The following is a 25643-nucleotide window of genomic DNA, read 5'->3' as shown; positions in this document are numbered from 1 at the left end:
TATAATTGAAACGATAATAAGGGCTTGTTGCCCCATAAATTTTATTGATGATTAATATTACGTCCCGAAATAGCGGAACGGGTTAAAAGATACATTAAATTTTGTGAAATGTCATAAAAAAATTTTTTTTTATGAAAAATATTAGGAGTTCCCTGTTTTGATGTTCCCAAATTTGACTGGATCCTTCCGCTTTCAGCGTCAGGATGACAATGGCTAAATTTATTATATTTGGGGCGTGGATTCCTTAAACAGAGTATATATCGCACTCGGAAGTAATCTTCCTGACCGCTCGGCTCACTTGAAAGCTGGGAGGGACATGCTTCGCCGTATAAGCGCAGGGGGCTGGGTTGAAAGCCCTATTTATGAAACACCACCTGTTGGACCGGCTGGCCAGGGACCATATTTTAATCAGATCGTGAGCTTCTGGTATGATGGCGACCCGGTAAAGTTACTCTATTACTTAAAAGGATCCGAGCTTATTCTTGGACGCAAGGACCGCGGACATTGGAATTCTAGGGAAGTGGACCTGGATTTGCTGTTCTTTGGTCGTGAAGTTTGTGAAGGTCGTCCGACAATTCCGCATCCTCAAATCTATAACCGCCAGTTTGTGCTTGTGCCGCTAAGCGATATTGCACCGGACTGGGTAGATCCGAAGACGAACAAGACCGTCAAGGACTTGCTTGTGGAATTGCTTGAAAAAGAAGAAAAGATTCCGTTCCGCGTTATTGAAGGGGAGGAACCCTGATGCTTCTGGATAAGAACATTCATTTTATGGCGATTGAAGGCGTAATTGGCGTTGGTAAGACCTCGCTTGCCCGTGCCATTTGTGAACGCTGGAACGCCATGTTCATTGAAGAAAACTTTGCTGAAAATCCGTTCTTGCCGAAGTTCTATGAGAACCGTTCGGCGTACGCTTTCCAGACGCAGCTCTTCTTTTTGCTCGACCGCTTTAAGCAACTCCAGAATTCTGCCTTGCAGAGCGACTTGTTCCATGATTTGCTGGTGAGCGACTACACGTTTGACAAAGACCGCATCTTTGCCTCGCAGAACCTCACTGAAAATGAAATGACGATGTATGACCAGGTGTCGAACGCCTTGAACCACGATATCCGCAAGCCGGATTACGTTGTCTATTTGCAGGCAAGCGTCTCGACTCTTTTAAAGCGCATCAGGGGTCGTGGTCGTGCGATGGAAAAGACCATTGACGGTAACTACCTGAGCGACTTGCAGGACCGTTATGACCATCATTTTTGGCATTACACCGACGCTCCTGTGCTTATCATCAATACGGATAATATCGATTTTGTCCATAACGAAAGCCATTTGCAAATTGTGCTGAACGCCATTGCGTCCTGCCCAAGTCAAACGACTTATTTTGTTCCAGAAGGTAACTAATCATGCAGATAATTAAGTCTATCGATTCCCTACGTCAAACGCTTGCTCCTCTTGCGAAAGAAGGGAAAAGAATCGGTCTCGTTCCAACGATGGGTGCTCTCCATGAAGGTCATGGCGCTCTTATCAAGGCATCCGTGAGCGAGTGCGATGTGACTGTTGTAAGTGTGTTCTTGAACCCCATCCAGTTTGGCAAGAACGAGGACCTGGACAAGTATCCGAAGCGCTTGGAAGCCGATGCAAAGCTTGCTGAATCTATCGGTGCCGATTACGTTTTTGCTCCGTCCGTTGCTGAAATGTACCCCGATGGCGATCCGATGACGCTTGTCCGTGATGAAGCTCTCGAAGGCATGTACTGCGGCGCTTATCGCCCGGGACACTTCCGTGGCGTTTTGACAGTCGTTTCCAAGCTGTTCCTCATTTCTGGCGCAAACGACGCTTACTTTGGCGAGAAGGATTACCAGCAGGTGTTCCTGATCGAAAGAATGGTGAAGGACTTGAACTTCAACATCAAGATTCACCGCGTGAAGATTGTGCGTGAAGAAAGTGGCCTTGCTCGCTCTAGCCGTAACGAATACTTGACTCAGGAAGAACGCGAACAGGCTCTCGGCATTTACAGCGGTTTGAAGGCTGCAAAGGCTGCCTACGAAGCTGGTGAACGCAGCGTCTCGAAGATTCGCGATATCGTCGTGAAGTCCATCGTTGCTGCTCGTGGCGTTGTGCAGTACGTGGAAGTGGCTAACCAGAAAAACTTGCAGAAGTGCAATGGAGCCCTTGCCGCCGAAGACAAGGCTGTGATTCTTGCCGCCGCCTTCTTTGGAAAGACTCGCCTCATCGACAATATGGAACTGAACTAGGAATTCCCCCGCTATTTCTCAGTAGCGGTAAAGATTCCGTCCCATTTTTCGCCTGCGCTTGCAGGCGGATTTTGTTTATAGGCTAGGCAACGCTTGATGTAGACCTGGCTTGGGCAAGTCTTGCTGCCCGGATCGCGTTCAGGCAAGTGCGGCTCGAATTCTAGGCACTTTGTGAATAGCTCGATGGCCTTGTCCCATTGCATGTTTAGGTAAGCGCTGCGAGCTTGTGCCCAGAGTTCACAAAGCTTGTGGAGTGAATCTGCTTTTTGATCGTTGGCGTAGGCGAGTAGTTCAAACGTCTCGACAGGTTCATCTTTACCCACGACGCGGATGATGTCGAGTGAACGATAGATGTACTGGCTATCGATTTTCTGTTCGACAAGCTGGTCAATGGTGTTCTTGCAAACATGAATGTAGGCGCCATACTGTTTGGCAGCGCTTTCAAGGCGTGCGGCAAGGTTCACTTCATCGCCCATCATGGTGTAGTTCTTGCGCATGGTGGAACCCATGTTTCCGGTCACGATATTGCCGGTGTTGATGCCTATTCGCATATGCATGTTGTGGACGACTTCTGGCCATTTTTGACCTTCGCCTACCCATTTTTTGCGGAGCCTTAAAAGCTCGCTTTGCATGTCTAAAGCCGTGTTGCAGCCTCTTCTGGCGTGGTCATCGTATTTCACCGGGGCGCCAAAGAATGCGATGATGGCGTCGCCTTCGTACTTGTCAAGAGTTCCTTTGTTCTTTACAATCAAGACGTCTGTCATGGCGGTTAAGTAGTCGTTCAAAAGTTCAACGAGCTTATTTGCACTTCCGATTTTTTCAGAGAACGTCGAGAACCCTTGAATGTCGGTGAAGTAGGCTGTAATTTTAGATTCTTCGCCGCCGAGCTGGGGCGTTTGACCGCTGGCTACTAATTCGTCAATCATTTCTGGCGAGATGTATTGCTTGAACGAACTTTCGATGAACTTCTTTTCTTTGTTTTCGAAATAGGCTTGCACGACCATTGCAAATGTATTTGAGATAATGATGGCCAAAAGCTGCTTGGAAACGCCGATATAGATGTTGTGCTTGAAACAGATGTAAGCGAGCAACGTGTAGAGAACCGCTATGCCGATCATTAAAAGTAGCGATACGAAACTTCTGAAGTAAAGCCCTATGAATGTGCAAATCAACGCCAAAATAATTACAATATAGCGCTGATAACGTTCTTTTAATACCGTCAGGTAATCATCTTCGAGGATGTTCTTGATGATGTTGGCATGGACGAGAATGGCTGGGATGTTTTCTTCGTGCGGACCGTTGACGATATCGAAAAGTGCAGAAACGGAAGACCCGAGAATAATCGTCTTTCCGGCGTACTGGTCAAGATTTGTTGTGTCTCTGAAAATATCGTAGTAAGATACGTGCTTGAAAGTCCTTGTCTCGGGAGCGACATGGTTGAAGCGTCCCTTGTACTTGATGAGGAATTGCCCGAGTGTGTCAATAGGAATTCTTTTGTGCGGCCCGAATCGCATTTCTTCGCCGGGCTTTAATGCGCTAATCTGTTTTTCGTCTGCTTTGAGAATTTCTTTTAAAATCCTGTTTGTGAAAAAGCTGATGGAGGCAGACCATTCATCTTTGGCCTTGTTGTAGCTGATGTCCATGTTGCGGGACAGGTGCTTGTGTTCCCCAATCTTGATATCGCGGTAGCTCTTTTCAAAGAAGTGTATTGTATTGAGGACGCTTGGCGTGATGCTGATTTCTTCATCATCGTCACTTGTGATGACGTAAACGCCTTCGTCATCTTCGCTTTTGGCTATTGTAAAGCCGCTATCGAGTTCTATGGATTGACCTTCTTTTATTTTGCCGAAGATGTCTTGGGGAAGCTTTCTTAGAATGTTGGAAAGCGTTGCGTTTAGTTGCTGTTTTTCGTCTACAAAAATGTCAAAAGTTAATTGCCCATCGTTGTTTCTTTTTGCTGTTACCTTGAATGAAGTTTCGACAAGATTTGCTTTTTTAACACCGCTTTCCTTGATGCTTTTCATCTTGTCGCGGAGCGATGTGAACATGGGGTAGGTGAAGTTCGGATACGTGGTGTTGTATTCGCCGCTGGAGTCTCGGTAGATGCCAAAGGGCTTGCCAATGTCGATATATTCGCCCATTTTGACGGTGATATCTTTGGGGTCCTTGTGGAAAAGGTGTGAAATGGTCATTAAGGAGAGTGCCGAGTAAATACGCTGCGGGGCAAGCTTGTCCTCATCGACATATGGGAATTTGTACAACATTCTGATACGGCGGATTGTACCATCGTTGTCGGGGTATGCATTGACGGCTCCTAGACGTGAGCCTGCGTTTGCTAGTTCCGGGAATACGTTATCGAGAATCTCTCGGGCTTCGATGTCTTGCGGCTTATTCACCTGGTTTAACTGCAGTGTCGAGGAAAAACCTACCTCCTTGGCGCGTTCCCAGGTGCTGAGCGGTTCCCAGTTGCTTTTGTTCTTGTAATGGGAGGCGTCGTTCATCAAGAAGCTGATAATGCAGATGCCTGAATTGCGAGTGGATTCGACCAGCATGGAGTCGTAGTTGTAGAAAGAACTGATTTGCGAGAAGTAATGGGCATGGCTTGTATCGGGGTCAAGTTGGGTAAGGATTTCTTGGCATTGAGCCCCTTTTCTCTTTCCGAAGTCGGCGTCCTTGAACAGAATATCGAATGCGATTGCTGCTGCACCGCCTTCACCCAGGTTTTCGATGACTTTGGCGTGGATGGATCTATCCCAGTTGTAGTAGTGCCCTAGTTTTAGCAGCGATTTCTCATCGATATCTGCAATGATGATATTGGGGTCATTGTAAGGCTTGCTTTCTAGGACAATGCCGTCTTTGATTCCGGTGGAATCAAGGACTTCCGTATTCAATTTAAAGAACTGGTCGTAAAAAATGTTTTCAGCCGATTCTGCGATATAGTTTTTCTTGGAATTGCCAAAGATTAGGATGAGCAATACGGCGATTGCCGAAAAAGCAACCCCAAAAAAAAGTTTTCTCTGATTTTTTGAATTTTTCTGTGCCATGACGATGAAAAAATAATAATTGAGCAAATAGTGTCATTTTTTGTATCAAAGTTAGGATCGTTATTAGACTATATTTATTACCGCAATTAGAGGAGCGTATTTTTTGGCTGTTCAGAAGAAAAAAACTGTAAAGAAACCGAAGAAAACTAAAGTAGAACCGAAAACGGGTGCACAGGAGCCGGATTCTTATTTTGTAACGATGATGGTGGGGTACCTGGTGTTGCTCGCTGGTGTCATCCTTTTGCTGGGTTGTATCACGATTTCGATTGTGGGCGAGCACGAAAACTGGCTGGGAAATTACTTTGGCGTGATGTTCCCGAGCTTTATGACGTTCCTTTTTGGGCGTGTGGCGGTTGTCGTGTTTACGGCAGCGCTTGTCCTTTGGGGGCTTTTTATCGCGATTGCTTCGCTGCGTGCAAAGTTGTTGCGCTTTGCGGTTGGTGCAAGCTTGCTTGTGGTGAACGTGTCATTTTTGATGTCGCTTAAAAATTTTGGCGATAAAAGCGTCTCGAATGATGCGCTTTCGATGAGCGGTGGCGTGTTGGGAGAGTTCTTTTTGCAGAACTTGGCGATTCCCGTGTTTGGGCGCGTTTCGTATGTGGCTCCGCTGATTATACTGTTGACCACTTTGGCTTTGATTTTGGTACTTTCGTTTGGGGTTCGTCCGAGGCACTTTAAGTTTGTGGCGCAGACGATGCGTTATTTGACGGGGCTATTTGGACGCCGCCATAAAGAGGATGTTGAGCCGAAGACGGAATATGTGCCGAATATCCGCGACGAACGCTCTGAGAAAAAGCAATTACGCCGTGGCGTGGTGATGGAAGACGAGACGATGATTTTTGTCCCGGATTCCGTGAAGATGCGCAGGCGCGGGAAGGTGGAACCTTTTAATGGCCGCCATAATTGGCTGACGGACGATTTGGATATCAATCGTTCGGAAATGCAGACGCAGGTGGGGGAATCGTTTGGGTTGCCTCAGTATGCTGGGAATGCTTTACCTGAAAATGCGGCGGGGAATGCGCAACCGGGCAATTTGCAGGATGCGCCGCTTGGGAATGCCGAGAATGTGCCTGCGGGTGCGACTTTGGGCGGTGCTGACGAAGATGGAGTCTATGAAGATCCTGAAATCCGTCGCCTGGAAGAAGAATTGCGTTTGAATGAACGCCACATGAATGCACTCCAGATTCTGGAAATCAAGGAACGCATTGGCGCACTCCGCCGTGCTCGCGACTTGATTGACTGGGAAAAGGGCCATAAGGGCCGTATGCAGGTGAAGGGCGATGTGCGCCGTACGGCGGGCTCTGAAACAGTGAATGCTGCGATTGCTGGGAATGCTGGTGTGAATGCGGGTGGAAATGCTGCAAATGTCGGCAGTGCTGCTCGTCGGACTGCTGAAAGAACTGTTGTTGGAAAAGTTGAAGTTCCGAAATCTGCGAAATCTTCGACAAGTGCCAATACGATTGTCCGTGATGCAACGCTTTCGGATTCTGTGGCAACGCGTGCGGCAATCCATGCCGAAGAGCTTTTGGGCGGCGATGGCGCCTACGTAGAGGACTTCCCGGGAAGCCCGGCGGTTGATGATGACGAAACGTTTGCTCCGGTAGTCGTGACGGCTGATGAAGTGGGCGAGGACCCGACATTTGGTGAAGGTGAGTTTGCTGGACGTTCTCGCGGTGGTGAAGGTCGCGCAAATGCTGGTGAAAGTGCGCGCCCAGCAGCGAAGGCTGTCCAGTCTGCACAAATTCCGCCCGCACCTACAGCCTCTTACGACGAATACAAGATTCCTGAAATTTCGAAGATTCTCGACACGCACGAAGTGCAGACGGCGGATTACACCGAAGAAGAGTTGAATGCCATCGGCAAAATGCTCGAAGAAAAGCTTGAAAACTTCAAGGTGAAGGGCCGCGTAATCGGTTGCGAAACGGGCCCGATGATTACCCGTTTTGAAGTGGAACCGGGCCCGGGCGTGAAGGTGAGCCGCTTCTCGGCATTGCAAGAAGACTTGGCGCTCCCGCTCAAGGTCTCGTCCATCCGCATTCTGGCGCCGATTCCTGGCAAGGCTGCTGTCGGTGTGGAAATCCCGAATCGCAAGTTCCAGACGGTGTTCTGCCGCGATGTGTTCATGAGCGAAAAGTTCAAGCCCGCGCATGACAAGATTCTTGTGGCGCTAGGGAAGGACATCACCGGTGAATCGTTCACGATGGATTTGGCGAAGGCACCGCACTTGCTGATTGCAGGTCAGACGGGTTCCGGTAAGTCTGTTTGCATTAACGCGCTCATGGCGTCGATGCTCTTTAGCAAGACTCCGGATGAACTCCGTATGATTCTTGTGGACCCGAAGGCGGTGGAACTCAAGATGTACGAAAACATCCCGCATCTCCTCGCGCCTGTCATCACGAAGCCGGAAATTGCTATCCAGGCGCTCCAGTGGCTTTGCTACGAAATGGACCGCCGTACGGAAGTCTTGGCATCTGCAAAGGTGCGTAACATCGGCGGCTTTAACGCAAAGTTTGAAGCGGGTGAATTGCCAGATGAAGTTCCTGAAGAAGATCGTGGCCACCGCATGGCGTTTATCGTCGTGATTATCGATGAAATGGCGGACCTCATGATGGTCGCCGGCAAGGAAATTGAAAAGTCTGTGGCTCGCTTGGCGGCTAAGGCTCGTGCCGTGGGTATCCACTTGGTGCTTGCTACGCAACGCCCGTCTGTGAAGGTTATTACGGGTATCATCAAAGCGAACTTGCCGACGCGTATCAGCTTCAAGGTTGCTTCGCAGATTGACGCTCGCACGGTGATGGACCATGCCGGTGCTGAAAAACTTTTGGGCCGTGGCGACATGCTTTACAAGGCTGTGAATGATCCTGATCCGGTGCGCGTGCATGGTGCATTCCTCAGCGACGAAGAAGCCGAACGCTTGGCCGATGCCTGCTCCGACCAGAACGTGTTCTATCCGCAGGTGGAATCGTTCGATGTATCGGGTGGTGAAGAAGGCGATGAAGAGGGCGGTGGTTCTCTCAAGAACGAAAAGCTCGACAAGTTGCTTTTTGAAGTTGCGCAATGGGCTATTAGTGTGAACGGTCTTTCGACTTCGGCTGTGCAGCGCCACTTTAGCGTGGGGTACAGCCGAGCAGGGAAGATTGTGGACCAGCTTTACGGCCTTGGCGTGTGTGGTCCGAGCAAGGGCAACTCGAAACCGCGAGCCATGCTTATTGGAATGGACGAGCTCATGCAACTCGAACGTTCCGGACGATTCGGGTAAAAATTGGAAAAGATTACTGACTAACGACTATTGACTATGAAAGAATACGCTCCTGCTAAAATCAATTTGTTTCTCGATGTTATCCGCAAGCGCGAAGATGGTTACCACGATTTGGGAACTGTTTTCCAGACGGTTGATGCGGGTGATACTGTCGAAGCGACGCTCCGCGAAGATGGTGAAATCCATTTGACGTACAACGAACCGCAGAATTACCCGCTGGAATCGGACCTTGTGTTCAAGGCCGCGAAAGCGCTCAAGGAATTTGCAAAGTGCAACCTTGGTGCCGACATCCATCTCACGAAGGTCATGCCGCTTGGAGCTGGCCTTGGCGGTGGCAGTGCAGATGCTGCGGCAACGCTCCGCTTGCTCAACAACTTGTGGAACTTGAACCTCTCGTTTGAAACTTTGGAATCCATTGGTGCCCGTCTTGGTGCCGATGTGCCGTTCTTGGTTCGTGGCGGGACCGCTTTTGCCGAAGGTATCGGCGAGCGTTTGACGTTTGTGGAACCGCTGGACCTCCCGGAAGGGGCTGCGCTCCTCATTGCGACCCCGCTTGATTCCGTGCCGACGAAAGATGCTTATGCTGGCGTCCCGAAATCTGGCCCGGACCGTTGGGAACAGTACAAGGCTGCTTGGAATGCTCAAGATGCCGCGCAGTTCAAAGCCGCGCAATCCCAAAGCGCGAAGTCTACAATTCCGCAGTTCCTGAATCCGGATTCCTATTTCAACGCATTCGAAATCTCGGTTTTCCCGACGCACCCGCTTGTCGCCGAGATGAAGCAGAAATTCATTGAACTTGGGGCTGATGTCGCCTTGATGTCTGGTTCGGGCGCTTCCGTTTTCGGGATTTTTAAGACCAAGGAACTCGCTGAAAAGGCTGCCGCCGTTCTAAAGCCGATTTCCCGCTACCAGACCGTCACCAAATTCTGGCATAGGTAGTGCCGCTTTTTTGTCAAAATGTGCGAAAAATGACTTTTTTCAGCTCTTTTTTTGCACGTTTGTCTTTGACAAAAGGGACTTTTTTACTATCTTTGTCGCACCATTGGGGTATCGTCAAGTGGTAAGACAACGGATTTTGATTCCGTTATTCGTAGGTTCGAATCCTGCTACCCCAATGAATTTTTTTATCTAATGGAGATAACACAATGGAACTCACAACGCTCAAAGCTGCCTCGAGAGTGCTAGGTGCAAACCGCGACAACGCCCGTTTGCGTAAGGCTGGTCAGATTCCGGCCGTCTATTATGGTAAGGGTATCGAAGCTAAGAACATCAGCGTCAGCGAAATCGACTTGCGCAAGGTTCTTGCTCCGGGCAAGCGTTACACGCTTCTTGACCTCGAAATCGATGGCAAGGCTGGCAATCCGGCTCTCGTCTACAGTGTCCAGAAGGACGCTCTCACCCAGAAGATCACGCACGTTGACTTCATCAAGATCGCTGATGACGAATTCGTTAAGGTTCGCATCCCGGTCAAGCTTTCCGGTCTCCCGGTTGGCGTGAAGACTCAGGGCGGTCTCTTCTCTCAGGAAGCTCGTTATCTCATGCTCGCTGCTAAGCCGGCAAGCATCCCGTCTGTTCTCGAATTGGACATCTCCAACTTCGAAACGAACGTGACCTTCTACGCTAAGGATTTCAAGCTCCCGGAAAACGTTACGCTCGCTTCTGGCCCGCGCACCGTTATCTTCACGATTTCTTCTAAGTCCAAGAAGAAGGATGCTGCTGCTGCTGCTCCGGCTGCTGACGCCGCTGCCGCTGCTGCTCCGGCTGCCAACTAATTCTGGCAACAAGCTGAAAGGCTTTAAGAGACCTGCTCCGATTGGGGCGGGTCTTTTTTCGTTGAAAATTCTATATTTTAAGTTATGAAATTACTCAAGCTTTTATCTTGCCTTTCTTTTATCGCCCTTCTTGGGTGTGCTAGTTCTGAACCTGTCGTGCAGCAACAGGATAGCAATGCTGATGAAGTTCGCGCAAATTCCGCAAAAGCGTATAGCGAACTCGATGCGGAAAAGTAACGATATTTTTTAAGGTTTTATTATGTATTTAATCGTCGGTCTTGGAAATCCTGGAACGCAGTATTCGAACACGCACCACAATGCTGGTTTTATGGCAGTTGAAAAGCTCGCTGACCCGAGCAAGGACTGGAAATCGGAACACAAGGCGCTCACCATGAAGGTGAACATTGCAGGCGAAGAATGCCTCCTCGTCAAGCCGCAAACCTATATGAATCTTTCTGGTGAAGCAGTGCAGGCGCTCATGACGTGGTACAAGGTCAAGGTTGATCATTTGCTCGTTTTTAGCGATGATATTAATTTGGATGTAGGCCGTATCCGTTGCCGCAAGGACGGCAGTCATGGTGGCCAGAATGGGCTCCGCAATATCATTGAACATGTGGGCGACAAGTTCCCGCGCATCCGCTTTGGCGTGGGCAAGTGCCCTCCGAAATTTGACCTCAGCAACTGGGTTTTGGCGAAGTTCTCGCCCGAAGACCGCCCGAAATTCGATGAAGCAATCGCAAAAGTCCCCGCACTCGTAGAATGCTATTTTAAACTCGGCATTGAGAAGTGCATGGAGCGCTACAACGGGAAGTAAAGCCGTTATATGCAACGGATGCAACAAAAATATTATGACCTCGACTGGTGATGAACTTGTCGAGGTTCTTTTTTATCCCTTAAATTGTATATTTAAGACAAATGTTAAGGGGACAAAGAGTATGAAATTGTTTTGTTGCAAGGATGAGGCTTACTGCTATTTGGGCGCGTTGTTTCTGGTGGCTGTTTTGTTGACAGCTTGTGCTGGCGATAATAATGGTAATGCCATTGGTCCGGATGCTCAAAACGAAATCAGTTCTAGCAGCTTGTCGAGCAGTGCAGAACCTGGTGAATTTTCTCTTGACGCATCGAGTAGTAGCCAAAAGACTGCTGTTCGGACAATTCATGGTTTTGCTCAAAGAACGCCTTTTGTCGATGGTTCCGTTGTTCAGTTGACGGCATTGGATGAATCTACTTTGGAACCGATTGGGGAAACTTTTACAGGAATAGTGGATGGCGGATTTAGTCGCTATTCTGTTGAGGTTGATTCGCTAAAGTCTAGGTATGTTCATATTTCGGTAACGGGGGATGTTCTGAGCTACTATAACAGTATGCCGGAAGAAAAAGAATATACTTTATATGCTATTACTGATTTGGATTCTCGTGATTCGGTAAACATAAATCTGTTGACTCATTTGGAATTTGATCGCGTCCGAAAACTTGTTCGTGATGATAAACTTTCGTTTGCAGAGGCTAAAAAGCAAGCCGAAAAAGAACTCTTTGAAATCTTCCATATTACGATGAAAAAAAGCAACGATGCTTACTTTGCCGAAGACTGGAGCCTTTTTGGAGATAGTTTGGGTGACCAAGCTTTGATGGGGTTGACCGTCATTTTTAATATATATAAAGCGACAATATATGCTTTTTCAGATTTTTTTGCTAAGGATGGTAAAATTGTTAATGATACCATAATCTATAAAATGGCCCAAACGGCATTTAATAGTGGGGTTGTTAGAATTTCGGGAGATATTTATTTATCACCAGATTTGAATCGCTTCCGCTCTAGTTTCAATCGTTGGAAAAGTATTTATGGCACCAGTTTTGACATGAGCTCGGTTGCGTACCATGGTATGATTCCCGAATTTGAAGAGGTTGTTGAAAATTTTTGGCGTAGTGAGTTTGGTCTTGAAAAGTGCGATAAGGAACATCTAGGGACTGTTGGAAAAACGCGTTATGACGAATATTATACGTGTGCGCAGGATTTCTTGGTGGGTACGGTGACCAATTCAGAGTACTATTGGCGTGTTGCGAATAGTTTGGAAGCTAATTCTTATGGAATCAAATGCGATAGCGCGGATTATTTTATAACGCCGGGAAGTGTAGAGTCTTCTTTGATTGTTTGCGATTTAGGTTCGTGGCGTTATGCTTTGGATGTCGAAAAACAAGTTGGTTTGTGTACAAATGAAAATGAAGGCTCGCTTGAAGATACGGATAAATATGGTTATGTCTGCATGTCGAATAAGTGGGAGGTGTTTACCGATACGCTTGAGGATGAACGTGATGGCAAACGCTATGCCTATAGCAAGGCGGCCGGCCTTTATTGGATGATTGACGATTTGGGCGATACCACGTTTACATGGGCGGAGGCACAGTGCCCTGAGGGGTGGAGGCTCCCGACTGTGGATGAATGGAATAATTTGCAGAAAAAATTGGGCGGTTGGAGGATCCCATCAACGGACGGGCATCAAATGCATCTCATTGATGGGGCGCATTCCTTTAAAATGTGGTGGACATCCAGTGAATCTACGGAAGACGATTTGTTTGCCATTGCGTTTGTGGCTGAATATTCTCCAATGGACTATCTGCAAGCACAGTATTTTTCATTGGGTTCACGTAGTGAACTTAAAAGCCGCAAGAACAGTGTCCGCTGCGTGAAAGAACCCTAAAAGTTATTATATTGAAATTAAACTTTTGGTGGAGAAACGCATAATGAATAAAATGGTCATTATCGCTTTCGGTATGGGACTTTCGGTGGCTGCTTTTGCGCAGGATTTCTGCAGCTCGGCCAAACATACTGGTGCAAGCAAAAAAGTGAACGGGAACGAAGTGAGCTCGTACAACGGTGTCGGTTACGAGCTTTGGTACGACAGGGCTACTTCAGGTTCGCTTACAATTTATGAAGATGGATCCATGGCATGTTCTTTCCAGAATGCTGGAGACTACCTTTGCCGTGCGGGGCTTTCGTTCGATAGCGACAAGAAGTATAACGAACTTGGCGGCGATATGCTTGCGGAATTCAAGCTCGTGAAACAGAATATCAATGGTGCCGATTACTCCTATGTCGGTGTCTACGGTTGGATGGAAGAAGTTTCGAAATCCCCGAGTAAGCTGGTTGAATATTATGTTGTCGATAACTGGCTGACAGGGTGGAGGCCTGGTGATTGGGTCGCTAGCCATAAGATGGGCGATTACACAATCGATGGTGCCAAATACTCCGTTTATTGGGGAGAACATACGGGCCCCGCCATCAAGACCAAAGGCAATACGACTTTTTTGCAGTATTTCAGCATTCGTGAAAATGCCCGTGATTGCGGTATCATCAATATTAGCGCTCACATGAGACAGTGGGAAAAGCTGGGCATGGAGATGGGAAAACTCTACGAAGCCAAGGTCCTTGGCGAAGCCGGAAGCATGGGAAACGGCGTTTCCGGTACGGCTGATTTCCCGCACATAAAGGTTTACGTCAAAGGTGAAGAAGTTCCGTCGTCCAGTTCTGTTGCTTTAAGTTCAAGTTCTGTGGCGTCGAGTTCCTCTGAAACTGTGCCGAGTTCGTCATCGGATGTGCTCGCAGAATCTTCGAGCAGTGTTGGCGGTTCTTCGAGTTCGGGGACCGATGCGATTCCGTTTACGGTACAGCGCTTTGACAAGGCTGGGATTTATCAAGTGTTCGATATGCAGGGGAATTTCCTCGGCAGGGTTGAGCTGAAGAATGGTGTGTCGCTTAAGCAGGCTGTAGAAAGCAAGTTCGCCCGCTCGTCCGTTTATCTGGTCAAGCGTGGGGCCTTTGCCAAGACGATTGCTGTCGAGCGCTAATTCATCGCTCGTAATTTACCGCTCATCGCCAAAACGCTCTTTTTTACATATTTCTAGCGCAAAAGAACTAGGATTTAAAACCGAAAATTACTATATTCTATGCGCAAAAGAGGTACTTTATGAAACTTTTGCCAGAAGCTTTGACGTTTGATGACGTCTTACTCGTTCCCGCTGAATCTTCTGTTCTTCCGGCTCAGACGGATGTGAGCACCCAGCTCGCCCCGAATATCAAGCTGAACATTCCTATCATCAGTGCTGCAATGGATACCGTTACGACGGCTCCGTTGGCTATTTCCCTTGCTTTGCAGGGTGGCCTCGGCATTATCCACAAGAATATGTCCATTGAAGACCAGGCCGAAGAAGTTCGCAAGGTCAAGCGCTGGCAGTCCGGTATTGTGACCAATCCGGTGACGCTTGATGCCGATGAACCGGTGTCTGCTGCTTTTGAACAGCGTGCTCGCAACAAGGTGAGCGGTTTCCCGATTCTCTCCAAGGGTAAGCTCGTCGGTATGCTCACGAGCCGCGACCTCCGCACCGTTAGCGACATGAACGTGAAAATCAGCACGGTCATGACCAAGGATCCTGTGACGGCAAGCCCGAAGGTGAGCCTCGCCAAGGCGAAGGAAATCCTCGCCGAAAAGCGCATTGAAAAGCTCCCGCTCGTGGACGCTTCTGGTGCTTTGAAGGGCCTCATCACGATGACGGACATCTTGAAGCGCGAAAACAACCCGAACGCAAGCCTTGACAAGAATGGTCAGTTGCTCGTCGGTGCTGCTGTCAGCACTTCTGCAAATACTCTTGAACGCGTTGCTGCCCTCGTGGACGCAGGCGTTGACCTGTTGATTATCGATACGGCTCACGGCCACCACATCGGTGTGCGCAACATGGTGAAGACCGTTCGCAAGAAATATCCGAAGCTCACGATTTGCGCCGGTAACGTTTGCACGCCGGAAGCTGTCGAAGAACTCGCCAAGTGCGGTGCCAACATCGTCAAGGTGGGTATCGGTCCGGGTTCCATCTGCACGACCCGTATCATTGCTGGTGTCGGTTACCCGCAGTTCTCCGCTGTCGTGGAATGCGGCAAGATGGCTCGCAAGGTCGGCGTGAAGATTATCGCTGACGGTGGCCTCAAGTTCTCTGGCGATATCGTCAAGGCTTTGGCTGCTGGCGGTCACGCTGTGATGGTGGGCTCTCTCTTTGCCGGTACCGAAGAAGCTCCGGGCGAAGTCATCCTCGCTGATGGCCGTAGCTACAAGAGCTACCGCGGCATGGGCTCTCTCGGCGCCATGAAGGCTGGCTCTGCTGACCGTTACTTCCAGGGTGGCGTTCAGGAACCGCGCAAGTTTGTTCCGGAAGGCATCGAAGGCCGTGTTCCGTACAAGGGACCGCTCCGCGACACCGTTTACCAGCTCATTGGCGGTATCCACTCTGCTATGGGTTATGCCGGTGCTGCAAACCTTGAAGAACTCTACAAGAAGGCAACGTTTGTCCGTATTACGGGCGCAGGCCTCCGTGAATCTCATCCGCACGATGTGACCATCACGAAGGAAGCTCCGAACTACAGAACGGGCGACTAATTTTAACGTCGTGATGTCGTCATGGCGGACTTGATCCGCCATCTATTCTAGTTTGTCATTGCACGTTGTGCTTGATTGGCTTGCTAGAGTGTCATCCTGAACTCGCTGAAGTTACTTTGGTGAAAAACCGGTGCGCAAAAAGCGTGCCGGATTTTTGTTATATTTTTTTTCGAACAAATTTTAGAAGGAGTTGAAAATGAGATTAGTGAAGTTGATGATTCCTATGGTTCTTGCAACTGCAATTTTGGGCTGTTCAGGGACAAAACAACACAAGGATGCGTCCTGGACACAAAAACCGGCTAGTATGAACGTTTTGTTTACGGAACCTGTAGTTTTGAACAAAGAAAAAGATTCTGAAGACTCTAAGGAATGGACCGTTTTCCCGTGGTTTTATACAAGTGTGAATGATGCTTCTGAAATGTCAACATTTTCCGAAAAAACTGTGGATTCGAGAGACACGCTCATGATGTCTGAAAATATGGAAAAAATGAAGGAGTGGTTCTCGAGCAATGTGGACAATACGCTTAAGTTTAACTCGAATGTTCATTATAAACTGGATGGTATCTCGAAAGACAGAGTCACGTATTCTGTAGAGGTCTTGGATGGCGATAGTCTTCGTGTGCCAAAGCCGGTTTCGATGTCTGACGGTGCCGAAGTTTATTTTGTGCTAGACAGTATCGAAATGAAGTCTTACCAGAACTTGAATCTTTATAATTCGGGGTTAAGCACGCCTGCTTTTCCAATCCCGGTTATGGGGTATCGAACAAACAACTGCGTCAAGATTTCGGCTTCATACGCTTTTTATGATGCAAAGGCTGGAAAACGAATGGATTTTGGACGCTTGGATGAAGATCAATGTTCCAAGGAACGGGTAATCGAGCATGACTGGGTAAATGTTTTACGAGAATTGATTTTACACATGATCGAGAAAACTCCAATTGCGCAGTTTTAAATAAGGATCGCAGCTTCGCCAGGCTGCGTTTTTTTGATATATATTAGTGTTATGAAGTTGAATGATCGTTTTACTTCGGTTGCTGTTATGGCTTCATTGCTCGCAGGTTTGCTTGCGGTGCCGTTTGCGCTTGTGGCGTGCGGTGATTCTGACAGTTCGCCTGCGGCTGTGGGCGAGGATACATCTTCTTCGCAAGTGTTTTCGTCTTCTGAAAAACTCGCAAGTTCCAGTTCGGAGAAGTCCGTGAGTTCTTCGTCAGTGAAGTTCGCGGATTCCTCGTCTGCGAAAAAAGTTGAAAGTTCGAGCTCGGGAACGCTCGCGGAATCTTCTTCTTCTGAGAAGGTCGCTGAGTCTTCGAGCAATCGCGCGTCCTCAAGTTCTTCCGAGAAACCTGCCGGTTCGTCGGACAGTGGTGTTTGCACGAACTGCGATAGCTATACGGCGGCAGACCCGACGCTTGTCGAGAACGGCGGCAAGGGTTCCGTGACGACTTACGGGAGCATCACTGCGAAAGAAACTAGCCTTGGCGGCGCCTGCAATTACGGACAGACTAACATCCAGTACTATGCGGCAATCCATGTGAATGTTTCTCCGGGGGATGATAAGGGCCCGTGGGATGGTGGCATGGCATGTGGCGGCTGCGTTCACGTGAAGGCGAAAACGCCGGATGGCTGGAAAGAGGTAACCGTGCGCATTACGGACCGTTGCCCGGATGCCGACTGCGGTGTGGATTTGGGCGGTGCGCCTGCTAGCGATATCATGGGAATCCAGGTCGGCCGTTATTACGGCGAATGGGAATTCGTGAGTTGCGAAGGAGTCGAAGGCGTGTGGGGCGATTCCACATCCATCTGGGTTAAGGAAGGCGCTAGCACGTACTGGAGCATTATTCAGGTTCGTAACCCGAAAGATGCTGTCCGCAAAATTGTGTTCAACGAGGTAGATGGCGACAAGACTTATCCGCTTGAATTTGTCGTGGGAACAGAAAACTTCTGGACTGTTCCGAAGGAAGTCCTGCAATCAGAAAAAAGTTACAGTGTAGTCGTCACTTATCGTAGCGGTACCGATGACGAATGGATTTTAAAAGGTTCTGATTTAGCGGTGCCGGAGGCAAATCTTTATCTGTACGAACACCGGAAGAAATAAGTTTTTGTATATTTGTTATAAATATAACACCCAAACGAAATTAATTCGTTTGGGAATTTGTTTTAAAAAGGAGTTGGTATGAATCGAACAAAACTTATTTTTGTGGTTTTGGTACTGTTGCTTTTGACTGGGTGTAGTCCGAGGGTTGTTATTTCTGAAAATTGGAATTGGCGCCCTGCGACAATTGCTGTGATTTTTACAAATCCGGTTGTTGCTAATACAGACGATATTGAAGATGACTTGCCGGAGTATGTTAATTCTTTTCCGGTGTGGATGTCTGCAGAATTAAAGAGAAACATTGAGGCTAAGGCCGAAGATTTTAATGATCATTCTCGGATGCATGTTTCTGTTGTGGCTTATCCGTTGGGCATTTCGGGTGCAAATAATTTTTATATGGGTGAATCCGGAGTGATGATAAACGATAGGGATGTTTTTGCTATTGATGATGAGCGATTAGCTTTGCCAGATGCTGATGTCTATTTGTTTGTCGATTCCATTCAAATCAATTCTGTGCTTACAGGTGGGGGATTGGGCTTGCTTGGACTTTTACTGCACGAAGGCGTCTTGACGATGTTGGGTAACTATGGTTTTTATGATGGCAAAACTCATGAGCGTTTAGGCTATGGCTCCTTGGGGGCTGTTGAACAGTATGCTTTTGGTGTTTCAAGATCCAACTGGGAAAACCTTATGGAAATTGCCGTTAAGAAATTGTTCGAGGATACGCCTGTTCTTGATTGTGCTTATTGCTCTGTACGTGCCGACGCTAATTGGAAAGAGAAAAGGGCTACAACGCCTCGTAAAGAGGCTCCGAAGAAGAGTGTCTGGGATTAGAAACGCTCAATTTTAAAAATTGCTCAAAAAACAAAAACGGCGCCTTGAAGGGCGTCGTTTTTTGCGAGTATCGCGGCTTTTGGAAACCGCGATATTTTACTTGTTCAAGCGCTCGGTTGCTTCGGCGACTGCGAGCAAGTCTGCTTCCTGGAACGGCTTGCCAATCCACTGGAGGCCAACCGGGAGTCCGCCTGCCATACCGCACGGAACGCTCACGCCCGGAAGACCGGCGAGGTTCAAGCTAACGGTGTAGATGTCGGAGAGATAGACCGCCATCGGATCAGATTCGTTCATGCCGCACTTGAGCGGGAGACCCGGCATCGTCGGGCTAGCAATCACGTCGCAGGTCTTGAAAGCTTCGGTGAAGTCGTCCGTGATGAGACGGCGAACCTTCTGGGCCTGCACGTAGTAAGCGTCATAGAAACCGGCGGAGAGAACGTAGCTTCCGAGGAGGATACGGCGTTGCACTTCCTTGCCGAAACCTTCGCTGCGGGACTTGGCGTAAAGGTCGAAAAGCTTACGAGCTTCGGGACTGCGGTAGCCGTAACGCACGCCGTCGTAGCGGCTGAGGTTGGAACTAGCTTCTGCCGTTGCAATGATGTAGTAGCTGGACACAGCGTAGCTGATGTGCGGGAGGCTCACTTCCTTGATCGTGGCGCCTTCGGCTTCCATCTTCTTAAGCATGTTTTCGATGGCGGCCTTGCATTCTGCATCGAGGCCTTCGCCAAAGTATTCCTTCGGAACGCCGATGACCTTGCCCTTTACGCCGGTGCCGAGCTTTGCGGTAAAGTCTTCGGTCGGACGAGTGCTCGTGGTGTTGTCATGCGGGTCGATACCGCAAATCGCACCGAGGAGCGTGGCACAGTCGCGAACGGTTGCACCGAACGGACCAATCTGGTCGAGAGAGCTTGCGTAGGCGAGGAGGCCGTAACGGGAAACGCGGCCGTAGGTCGGCTTCAAACCGACAACGCCCGTGCATGCTGCAGGCTGGCGGATAGATCCACCCGTGTCAGAACCGAGAGCGCAAGGAACTGTGCCAGAGGCAACGGCGACTGCGGAACCACCCGAGGAACCACCCGGAACGCGGGATTCGTCGAGTGGATTCTTGACCGGGCCGTAGTAAGAGGTTTCGTTGCTGGAACCCATGGCGAATTCGTCCATGTTCGTCTTGCCGACGATGATGGCGCCTGCGGCTTCGAGTTTTTCAAGTGCTGTTGCAGTGTAGGGGGCAACAAAGTTATCGAGAATCTTGGAGGCGGCCGTGGTGCGAGTGCCGGTCAAGCACATGTTGTCCTTCACGGCGACCGGGATGCCATCGAGGGCGCCCAGAGACTTGCCTTCGTCGCGGCGCTTGTCGCTTTCCTTAGCGCGTTCGAGAGCGCGGTCGTTCAGCACCGAGATATAGGCGTTCAAATTCTTTGTAGATTCAATTTTTTCGAGGGAAGCCTGAGCGAGCTTTTCGGCAGTGGTACTGCCGTTAGCCAGTTGAGCCTGAAGTTCCTGAATAGTCTGCATTATCTTTCTCCGGACCATTTCATGATGTAAAGAGCTAAACCCATGCCAACTGCACTTAGGGCATTCACCTTGAAGCCAAAACCAAGCGCAAATTTGACGAGGTACAAATCAATGACGACGGGCTGCGGGGTATCGCCAGAAAAACCGATACTGTAATCGGCAGCCGCAGTAAAAATGTGGTGAACGCTGTTATCGTATCCACCGGCGTTCAAGAGGACTCCGAGTTCGCCAAACAAAGCTCCGAGAGCTTCGCTCATGATGCCGCCTAAAATGAGGCCGACAAAAATAAAGAGGACGACACGTGCCAATGAGTTCTTGTGAGTCATGCCGCAAATATAACAATTTGCAACGTCATCCTGAACCCTTTATGGGTGAAGGATCCAGTAAAACTTGAATATTATCCCAAATCGATATCGGGTGAAACCTGTATCGTGAAGTCGGGGTAAAGCTCAGCTGCTTCGCTCTTGATTGTATCAAGGGCTTCTTGGGCGTTCACGCCGAATTTGATAACCACGTCAAAGCGCATTTCCTTGGCTTCGATGTCCACGTAAAAACCGTGCATCTGGAGAGCCCAATCGTGTGACTTGACTTTGTCTAAAATCGTGTCGCGGATTTTGGCGGATTCGTCGTTTTGGGTGTTGTAAGAGTAAACGCCGATAGCGGTGAGGATGACGCCTGTTTCGCTGTAGACCTTCTTTTCGAGCTTGCGTGTGAGGGAATCCAGGTCGGCGACGGTCATGGTATCGGGGAGTTCCACGTGCACGGAGGCGAGCTTCTTTTCGGGGCCGTAATCGTTGATGACGAGGTCGTATGCGCCGTGGATGCCTTCTTCGCTGCGGATGAGGCTCTTGATTTGCTTGGTGAGTTCGTTGTCGTTTTTCTTGCCGAGCAAGTCGCTGACGGTGTCTTTCAACATTTCAAAGCCGGCCTTGATAATGAAGATGGAAATCAGAACGCCGACGTATGCTTCGAGCGAGAGTCCCGTGAAAATAAAGATGAGTGCCGAGGCGAGAACGGAAAGGGAGAGGATGGCGTCAAAGAGCGCATCGGAGCCGGAGGCGATAAGCGAACCGGAATTCACGCGCTCGCCTTGCGATTTCACGTAACGCCCGAGGACGACTTTCACGACTACGGCGATGGCGATGATGACTAGTGAAATGGTGGAGTAATCGGCTTCTTCGGGGTGGATGATTTTTTTGATGGATTCCACACAAGAGGTGATGCCCGCGTAAATCACGATGGAGGCGATGACCATGGCGGTCAGGTATTCAATGCGGCCGTAACCGAGCGGGTGCTTTTCGTTGGGCAATTTTCGCGAGAGTTTGTTGCCGACAATCGTGATGATGGACGAGAGCGCGTCCGAGAGGTTGTTTACGGCGTCGAGAACGACAGCGATGGAGTTCGCCATAAGGCCGATAACCGCCTTGACACTCGCGAGAATGACGTTCGTGACAATCCCGACAACGCTAGTCTTGACGATGACTTTATTGCGGTTTTCTTCGTTGTGCTTTTCTTCATTGCAGTTCTTTGCCATATGATTCTCCTACTAATTTTTCTTTGGATTATCGCTTTGCTCTAATCCCAAATGCTAACCTCGGTCATGCCAAAACAAGTTTTGTCGCGACTCTCGGCTTTCGCATTTGTCGTCTCTCGTCTATTTTATGCTCCAGTCGATGGGTTCGAGCCCCTTGCTGACAAGGTAAGCATTTGCCTTGCTGAAGTGCTTGCATCCGAAGAATCCGCGGTATGCCGAGAGCGGGCTCGGGTGCGGGGCGGTAAGAATCAGGTGACCGCGATTGGGCGCGATGAGCACTTGCTTTTTGATGGCGAAACTACCCCAGAGCAAAAAGACGAGGTTTTCGCGGACTTGCGAAAGACGCTGGATAATCGTGTCCGTGAACTGCTGCCAGCCAATGCCTGCGTGGCTTGCCGCCATGTGGGCGCGCACCGTGAGCGATGCGTTTAAAAGCAAAATTCCCTGGTGAGCCCAGCCTTCCAAGTTCCCGTGTGGTGGCGGTGTGATGCCGAGGTCATCGTGGAGTTCCTGGAAAATGTTCACGAGGGATGGCGGCGGCTCGATTCCAAACGGCACCGAGAAGCAAAGCCCGTGAGCCTGACCTGGATTGTGGTACGGGTCTTGTCCGATGATGACGGCCTTGACTTTATCGACGGGGCAATAGTCTAGGGCCGCAAAAATCTGCGGTCCGGGGGGATACACCACGTGATGTTCCGCGTGTTCCTGCAAAAGTTTTGCCTTGATTTGCTTAAAATACGGCTGTTCGAACTGGTCGGCGAGCAGTTTTAGCCAAGATTGTTCAAGTTTTACGGACATGGTTAGGTTGTAGGTGTTTGGTTATAGGTTTTAGGAACGGCTCCGCCGCTTGTCATGCCCGCGGAGGCGGGCATCTCCTTTACAGGATTCGCGAGTATCGCGATTTTCTCGCCGTCGAGACGTGTGTAGAATAACGTTGCGCTGTTTTTGCCTTTGGGCTTGAGGCGTTTGATTTCTTGATCGGGGTCGACTTTGACGCCTCGCAACTTGAGCGTGAGTTTTCCAATGTCGTGCGATTTGAGCATCGCGCGGACGGCGCCTGTCGAAATCTCGGACGATTCCAAAATCTCGTAGTTGGCGAAGGCGGGCGAGGGGAGTGGTTTTTCGCTGGTTACGTAAGCTATGCCCGGCGAAATCAGATGCGTGGTTTCGTCGTGCGCGAGGGCGACCACTCCAAAGAGGTGGCTGCGGAGCAATACTGGTGCGGGTTCCGCGATGAACTTTGAAATTCCGCCAAGAGGCAAGTCGGATTCGCTGCTCGATGTGCGGTAAACGCGGTCGCGCCCTTCGAGTTCGTAATTGTGATCGTATTGCGATTGCTCGTTCTCGTTGCGGGCTTCGCGTTTTTCGTCGCGGGCGAATGTCCAGTTGGCAATTTCGTTCCCTGTTTTGTCGACCATCACGGCGCGGACATGGTCGGGATTCTTGGCGAGCTCGCCGAACAGTACCAAACATTCTCGGCAGTCCGTGCGAGAACCGATGTACAGGATTTCTGTGCCTTGCGGGATTTCGCAAATGGGGTATCCGGGCGGAATTTTTGCCATGCCGCCTTTGTAGTGCTTCGAAATTTCGATGACTTCTTCGAATGTGGGCGTGAGGTTGCGCAGGTCACGCTGGTTCTCGCCTTCAATCGCGCGGCGGGCAGGGTCAATCGTGAAATAGTCGGCTTTGGGGCGGGCGAGCGTCGCATTCTTGGAATCGTTTTCTTTGGTGACTTCGCGGACATCGGCGAGGATGGTGTGCGCGTCGCTAGATTCTTGCGAGACACCTCGCATTACGCTGCTGTTGTAGCGGAACATTGCAAGTCGGTTTTCGTCGAGGTCCACGCCGATGGTCAAAAAGTCCTTGGGCAGGTAGAAGGAATCGCCGCCCATGCCGCAGCAAAGGTCGTGTACGACGGGGGTGCCTTCACTACTGTTCTTGTTCGTTTGGCGAGCGCATTCCCAAAGCGTAGCTTTCCAGCGTCCGATATCTTGCGCTGTGCTCTGTTCCAGCGCTAGTTTGTCGCAAAGGAGGAACGCGGTACTCTCGATTCCGAATTTTTCGCGAAATTTTGGCACGAGAGCCATATAGTCCATAATGACGGCTCGTTCTTCGTTGCTGAATTCCTTGGCTAGCTGCGTCGAAACTTGCAATGCATCCAATTTTTTCTTGGTTGCAAGCTTGATGAAATCCTGAACTTTAGCCGAAGTGAGTAAATCCGCGTTGAACATGCTAGAAATTTAATTTTTATGCGGGAATTTTACAATTTAAAATTTTGAGGATTAGCGATTAAGATGTATTTTTATGTATGTCATTCCCGCCTCTGAGCGGAAATCTCCTTTAATAGGATTGGGTTGGTATGAAGTTTTTGAAAAATCTTGCGGCGTGCGTGTCTTGCGCTTCTGTTGCTTTGCTAATGCAATCTTGTGGTGACGATACGGCTTCGTCGCCTGTTTATGCTTTGAGTTCTTCGTCTGTGCAAGAATCTTCGTCATGTCATTCCGGACTTGATCCGGAATCATCTTCTAGCGTACCGGAATCCTCGGCTCAAGAATCCTCGTCGTCTGTTGAAAATTTATCGTCCTCTAGTCAAGATGTGGGTGGCCCCTCGTCCTCGGAAACTTCTTTGTCGGCAGGGACGGAATCGTCTTCAGCCGTGGCGACATTGTCTGCGGTAGAACCGACGTCGTCTGAAACGTTGCAGAGTTCCTCCTCGTCCGAAGCTCAGTCATCGGTGACAGAATCCTCGTCGTCTTCTAATGCGTCGCAACCCTCCTCTGCAATAGAATCCTCGTCATCGCAAGCGCCCAATTCATCTTCTGCACAACCTATAAAAATTGATTTCTACAATGGCGCCGATATTTCCGAAGTCCAGGAATACGAACGAAATAATACGAAGTTCTACGATGTCGATGGCAAAGAAAGCGACATCTTCACAATCCTGGAAAATCACGGATTTAACTCCATTCGCTTGCGCACGTTTGTTTCGCCCAAGGCAAAGTACGGCTATGCGGCGAGCGGTTGCGGTCATGATTCCGAAGCGTATGGAGACAAAGACCACGTTGTTGCTTTTGCCAAGAAAGTCAAAGCGGCGGGCATGGGGCTTCTCGTTGATATCCATTACAGCGATGTCTGGGCGGATCCTGGCAAGCAGATTATCCCCGAACGCTGGCGTAACGTGAATAATGCCAATGCGATGGCGGATTCCGTGTACGCATACACCAAGGATTTGATGATTGCACTTAAGAATGCTGGTGCAACGCCAGACATGGTGCAAGTTGGCAATGAAACGACTCCAGGCATCTTGATCCACAAGCCAAACAGCAAAACAGACTGTTGGGGAAATGGTGTCGATAAGGCTGCGACTTCTGTCAATGGCGATATGGGAACATCGGCGGGCAAGGCAAATGCCGCCAAGTATTTCAATGCGGGCATCAAGGCGGTCAAGGATGTTTCGCCGACAACGAAAACGGTGCTCCACATCGAAAGCATCCGCAAAGAAGAAACCGTAAAGTGGTGGATGGGCGTCATCTTTGATGACTATAAAATCCCTGCTGACGTGATGGGCTTCTCCGCTTACACGGCATACGGCGACGGCACACCCGATAAGTGGAAAAATTTGTTCAATACGATTACGACAAAGTATTCAAAATTGGAATTTATCGTTGCGGAATACAATGGTGGTGATTCCGATAACCACTACAATTTCGACAAATCCCGCCAAAAGACTCGTGAATCCGTCCGCGAAATGAACCGCTGGATCGGCTCGTTCTTCTGGGAACCGACAATCGGCGGTGCGTGGGGCTCGGGACTTTTTGACTGGCGTGGCAACGACCTTTACGCAAACGCTAAGGCTTTTGAAGAGTTTTTCTAAAAACGTAAAAGGGACCTTGCGGTCCCTATGCTATTTCAGCTCGTTTT

21 protein-coding genes and 1 tRNA gene are annotated in these 25643 nt (G+C 49.3%); 16 read left to right on the top strand and 6 right to left on the bottom strand.

Translation table 11 applies throughout. The features are described from left to right. The first annotated feature begins 235 nt into the window (after positions 1–235). Genes folK through panC form a run of 3 tightly spaced genes read left to right on the top strand, consistent with a single transcriptional unit; the run spans position 236 to position 2249 of the window. Positions 236–745, top strand: a complete 510-nt coding sequence (gene folK / locus B7991_RS07915) for a 2-amino-4-hydroxy-6-hydroxymethyldihydropteridine diphosphokinase (RefSeq protein WP_088630333.1) — start codon at positions 236–238, stop codon at positions 743–745. Beyond that, complete coding sequence (locus B7991_RS07910; protein WP_088630332.1) at positions 745–1395, top strand: deoxynucleoside kinase; 651 nt, start codon at positions 745–747, stop codon at positions 1393–1395. Before folK ends, B7991_RS07910 begins: the two co-directional genes overlap by 1 nt. Positions 1396–1397: 2 nt before the next feature. Continuing rightward, complete coding sequence (gene panC, locus B7991_RS07905; RefSeq protein ID WP_088630331.1) at positions 1398–2249, top strand: pantoate--beta-alanine ligase; 852 nt, start codon at positions 1398–1400, stop codon at positions 2247–2249. Between the two features lie 11 nt (positions 2250–2260). Here panC and B7991_RS07900 read toward each other — a convergent pair whose 3' ends face one another. Continuing rightward, a complete protein-coding gene (locus B7991_RS07900; protein WP_254917887.1) occupies positions 2261–5224 on the bottom strand; it encodes a CHASE2 domain-containing protein in 2964 nt (987 codons plus the stop codon). Positions 5225–5396: 172 nt separating this feature from the next. Between B7991_RS07900 and B7991_RS07895 the strand changes: the two genes are divergently transcribed. The 12 genes from B7991_RS07895 to B7991_RS07845 all read left to right on the top strand — a co-directional run bounded on the left by B7991_RS07895 (position 5397) and on the right by B7991_RS07845 (position 18673). Beyond that, positions 5397–8552, top strand: coding sequence for a DNA translocase FtsK (locus tag B7991_RS07895; RefSeq protein WP_088630330.1), 3156 nt, complete (start codon positions 5397–5399; stop codon positions 8550–8552). A gap of 36 nt (positions 8553–8588) precedes the next feature. Continuing rightward, complete coding sequence (ispE, locus tag B7991_RS07890) at positions 8589–9491, top strand: 4-(cytidine 5'-diphospho)-2-C-methyl-D-erythritol kinase (RefSeq protein ID WP_088630329.1); 903 nt, start codon at positions 8589–8591, stop codon at positions 9489–9491. Positions 9492–9595: 104 nt separating this feature from the next. Beyond that, a tRNA-Gln gene (locus B7991_RS07885) sits at positions 9596–9667 on the top strand. Positions 9668–9697: 30 nt separating this feature from the next. Then, positions 9698–10324 (top strand): 50S ribosomal protein L25, encoded by a 627-nt coding sequence (locus B7991_RS07880; protein WP_088630328.1) that lies wholly within the window; start codon positions 9698–9700, stop codon positions 10322–10324. 84 nt (positions 10325–10408) lie between these two features. Continuing rightward, positions 10409–10561: a hypothetical protein gene (locus B7991_RS14840; protein ID WP_015732304.1), complete on the top strand. Its 153-nt coding sequence runs from the start codon at positions 10409–10411 to the stop codon at positions 10559–10561. A 22-nt stretch (positions 10562–10583) separates the two neighbouring features. Then, positions 10584–11138, top strand: a complete 555-nt coding sequence (pth, locus tag B7991_RS07875; protein WP_015732305.1) for an aminoacyl-tRNA hydrolase — start codon at positions 10584–10586, stop codon at positions 11136–11138. 121 nt (positions 11139–11259) lie between these two features. Continuing rightward, the gene (locus B7991_RS07870; protein ID WP_088630327.1) at positions 11260–13023 is read left to right on the top strand and encodes a hypothetical protein; all 1764 of its coding nucleotides are present in this window, start codon (positions 11260–11262) and stop codon (positions 13021–13023) included. A gap of 43 nt (positions 13024–13066) precedes the next feature. After that, a complete protein-coding gene (locus B7991_RS07865) occupies positions 13067–14170 on the top strand; it encodes a glycoside hydrolase family 11 protein (RefSeq protein WP_235002819.1) in 1104 nt (367 codons plus the stop codon). Positions 14171–14289: 119 nt separating this feature from the next. Then, the gene (gene guaB / locus B7991_RS07860; RefSeq protein ID WP_073423085.1) at positions 14290–15747 is read left to right on the top strand and encodes an IMP dehydrogenase; all 1458 of its coding nucleotides are present in this window, start codon (positions 14290–14292) and stop codon (positions 15745–15747) included. A gap of 196 nt (positions 15748–15943) precedes the next feature. After that, positions 15944–16699 (top strand): hypothetical protein, encoded by a 756-nt coding sequence (locus B7991_RS07855; protein ID WP_088630326.1) that lies wholly within the window; start codon positions 15944–15946, stop codon positions 16697–16699. A gap of 51 nt (positions 16700–16750) precedes the next feature. Then, entirely contained in the window at positions 16751–17842 is a 1092-nt protein-coding gene (locus B7991_RS07850) for an expansin-like protein (protein WP_088630325.1), read from the top strand. A 78-nt stretch (positions 17843–17920) separates the two neighbouring features. Continuing rightward, complete coding sequence (locus B7991_RS07845; RefSeq protein WP_088630324.1) at positions 17921–18673, top strand: hypothetical protein; 753 nt, start codon at positions 17921–17923, stop codon at positions 18671–18673. A gap of 96 nt (positions 18674–18769) precedes the next feature. Here the strand turns inward: B7991_RS07845 and gatA are convergent, their stop codons facing one another. The 5 genes from gatA to B7991_RS07820 all read right to left on the bottom strand — a co-directional run bounded on the left by gatA (position 18770) and on the right by B7991_RS07820 (position 23953). Then, positions 18770–20188 carry an Asp-tRNA(Asn)/Glu-tRNA(Gln) amidotransferase subunit GatA gene (gene gatA, locus B7991_RS07840; RefSeq protein ID WP_088630323.1) on the bottom strand — a complete coding sequence of 473 codons (1419 nt, stop codon included), beginning with the start codon at positions 20186–20188 and terminating at the stop codon, positions 18770–18772. Then, complete coding sequence (locus B7991_RS07835; protein ID WP_073423078.1) at positions 20188–20514, bottom strand: DUF4321 domain-containing protein; 327 nt, start codon at positions 20512–20514, stop codon at positions 20188–20190. The genes gatA and B7991_RS07835 overlap by 1 nt, the downstream gene beginning before the upstream one ends. A 71-nt stretch (positions 20515–20585) precedes the next feature. Then, the gene (locus tag B7991_RS07830; protein WP_088630322.1) at positions 20586–21722 is read right to left on the bottom strand and encodes a cation diffusion facilitator family transporter; all 1137 of its coding nucleotides are present in this window, start codon (positions 21720–21722) and stop codon (positions 20586–20588) included. 120 nt (positions 21723–21842) lie between these two features. Then, positions 21843–22520, bottom strand: coding sequence for a uracil-DNA glycosylase (gene ung / locus B7991_RS07825; protein WP_088630321.1), 678 nt, complete (start codon positions 22518–22520; stop codon positions 21843–21845). Positions 22521–22522: 2 nt separating this feature from the next. Next, a complete protein-coding gene (locus B7991_RS07820) occupies positions 22523–23953 on the bottom strand; it encodes a class I SAM-dependent methyltransferase (RefSeq protein WP_235002818.1) in 1431 nt (476 codons plus the stop codon). 128 nt (positions 23954–24081) lie between these two features. On the opposite strand from B7991_RS07820, the gene B7991_RS07815 reads away from it, so the two are divergent. Next, positions 24082–25596, top strand: coding sequence for a glycosyl hydrolase 53 family protein (locus tag B7991_RS07815; protein ID WP_088630320.1), 1515 nt, complete (start codon positions 24082–24084; stop codon positions 25594–25596). Positions 25597–25643: the final 47 nt, after the last annotated feature.

Origin of the sequence: Fibrobacter sp. UWB3 (assembly GCF_002210405.1) — a bacterium.
GTDB lineage: Bacteria > Fibrobacterota > Fibrobacteria > Fibrobacterales > Fibrobacteraceae > Fibrobacter.
This window is presented reverse-complemented; position numbering and strand designations above follow the sequence as displayed.

Excerpts from the sequence above, each read along its gene's own strand:
- B7991_RS07910 (WP_088630332.1), top strand. The coding sequence starts at position 745 with ATGCTTCTGGATAAGAACATTCATTTTATGGCGATTGAAGGCGTAATT.
- panC (WP_088630331.1), top strand. The coding sequence starts at position 1,398 with ATGCAGATAATTAAGTCTATCGATTCCCTACGTCAAACGCTTGCTCCT.
- ispE (WP_088630329.1), top strand. The coding sequence starts at position 8,589 with ATGAAAGAATACGCTCCTGCTAAAATCAATTTGTTTCTCGATGTTATC.
- B7991_RS07880 (WP_088630328.1), top strand. The coding sequence starts at position 9,698 with ATGGAACTCACAACGCTCAAAGCTGCCTCGAGAGTGCTAGGTGCAAAC.
- B7991_RS14840 (WP_015732304.1), top strand. The coding sequence starts at position 10,409 with ATGAAATTACTCAAGCTTTTATCTTGCCTTTCTTTTATCGCCCTTCTT.
- pth (WP_015732305.1), top strand. The coding sequence starts at position 10,584 with ATGTATTTAATCGTCGGTCTTGGAAATCCTGGAACGCAGTATTCGAAC.
- B7991_RS07870 (WP_088630327.1), top strand. The coding sequence starts at position 11,260 with ATGAAATTGTTTTGTTGCAAGGATGAGGCTTACTGCTATTTGGGCGCG.
- B7991_RS07865 (WP_235002819.1), top strand. The coding sequence starts at position 13,067 with ATGAATAAAATGGTCATTATCGCTTTCGGTATGGGACTTTCGGTGGCT.
- guaB (WP_073423085.1), top strand. The coding sequence starts at position 14,290 with ATGAAACTTTTGCCAGAAGCTTTGACGTTTGATGACGTCTTACTCGTT.
- B7991_RS07855 (WP_088630326.1), top strand. The coding sequence starts at position 15,944 with ATGAGATTAGTGAAGTTGATGATTCCTATGGTTCTTGCAACTGCAATT.
- B7991_RS07850 (WP_088630325.1), top strand. The coding sequence starts at position 16,751 with ATGAAGTTGAATGATCGTTTTACTTCGGTTGCTGTTATGGCTTCATTG.
- B7991_RS07845 (WP_088630324.1), top strand. The coding sequence starts at position 17,921 with ATGAATCGAACAAAACTTATTTTTGTGGTTTTGGTACTGTTGCTTTTG.
- gatA (WP_088630323.1), bottom strand. The coding sequence starts at position 20,188 with ATGCAGACTATTCAGGAACTTCAGGCTCAACTGGCTAACGGCAGTACC.
- B7991_RS07835 (WP_073423078.1), bottom strand. The coding sequence starts at position 20,514 with ATGACTCACAAGAACTCATTGGCACGTGTCGTCCTCTTTATTTTTGTC.
- B7991_RS07830 (WP_088630322.1), bottom strand. The coding sequence starts at position 21,722 with ATGGCAAAGAACTGCAATGAAGAAAAGCACAACGAAGAAAACCGCAAT.
- ung (WP_088630321.1), bottom strand. The coding sequence starts at position 22,520 with ATGTCCGTAAAACTTGAACAATCTTGGCTAAAACTGCTCGCCGACCAG.
- B7991_RS07820 (WP_235002818.1), bottom strand. The coding sequence starts at position 23,953 with ATGTTCAACGCGGATTTACTCACTTCGGCTAAAGTTCAGGATTTCATC.
- B7991_RS07815 (WP_088630320.1), top strand. The coding sequence starts at position 24,082 with ATGAAGTTTTTGAAAAATCTTGCGGCGTGCGTGTCTTGCGCTTCTGTT.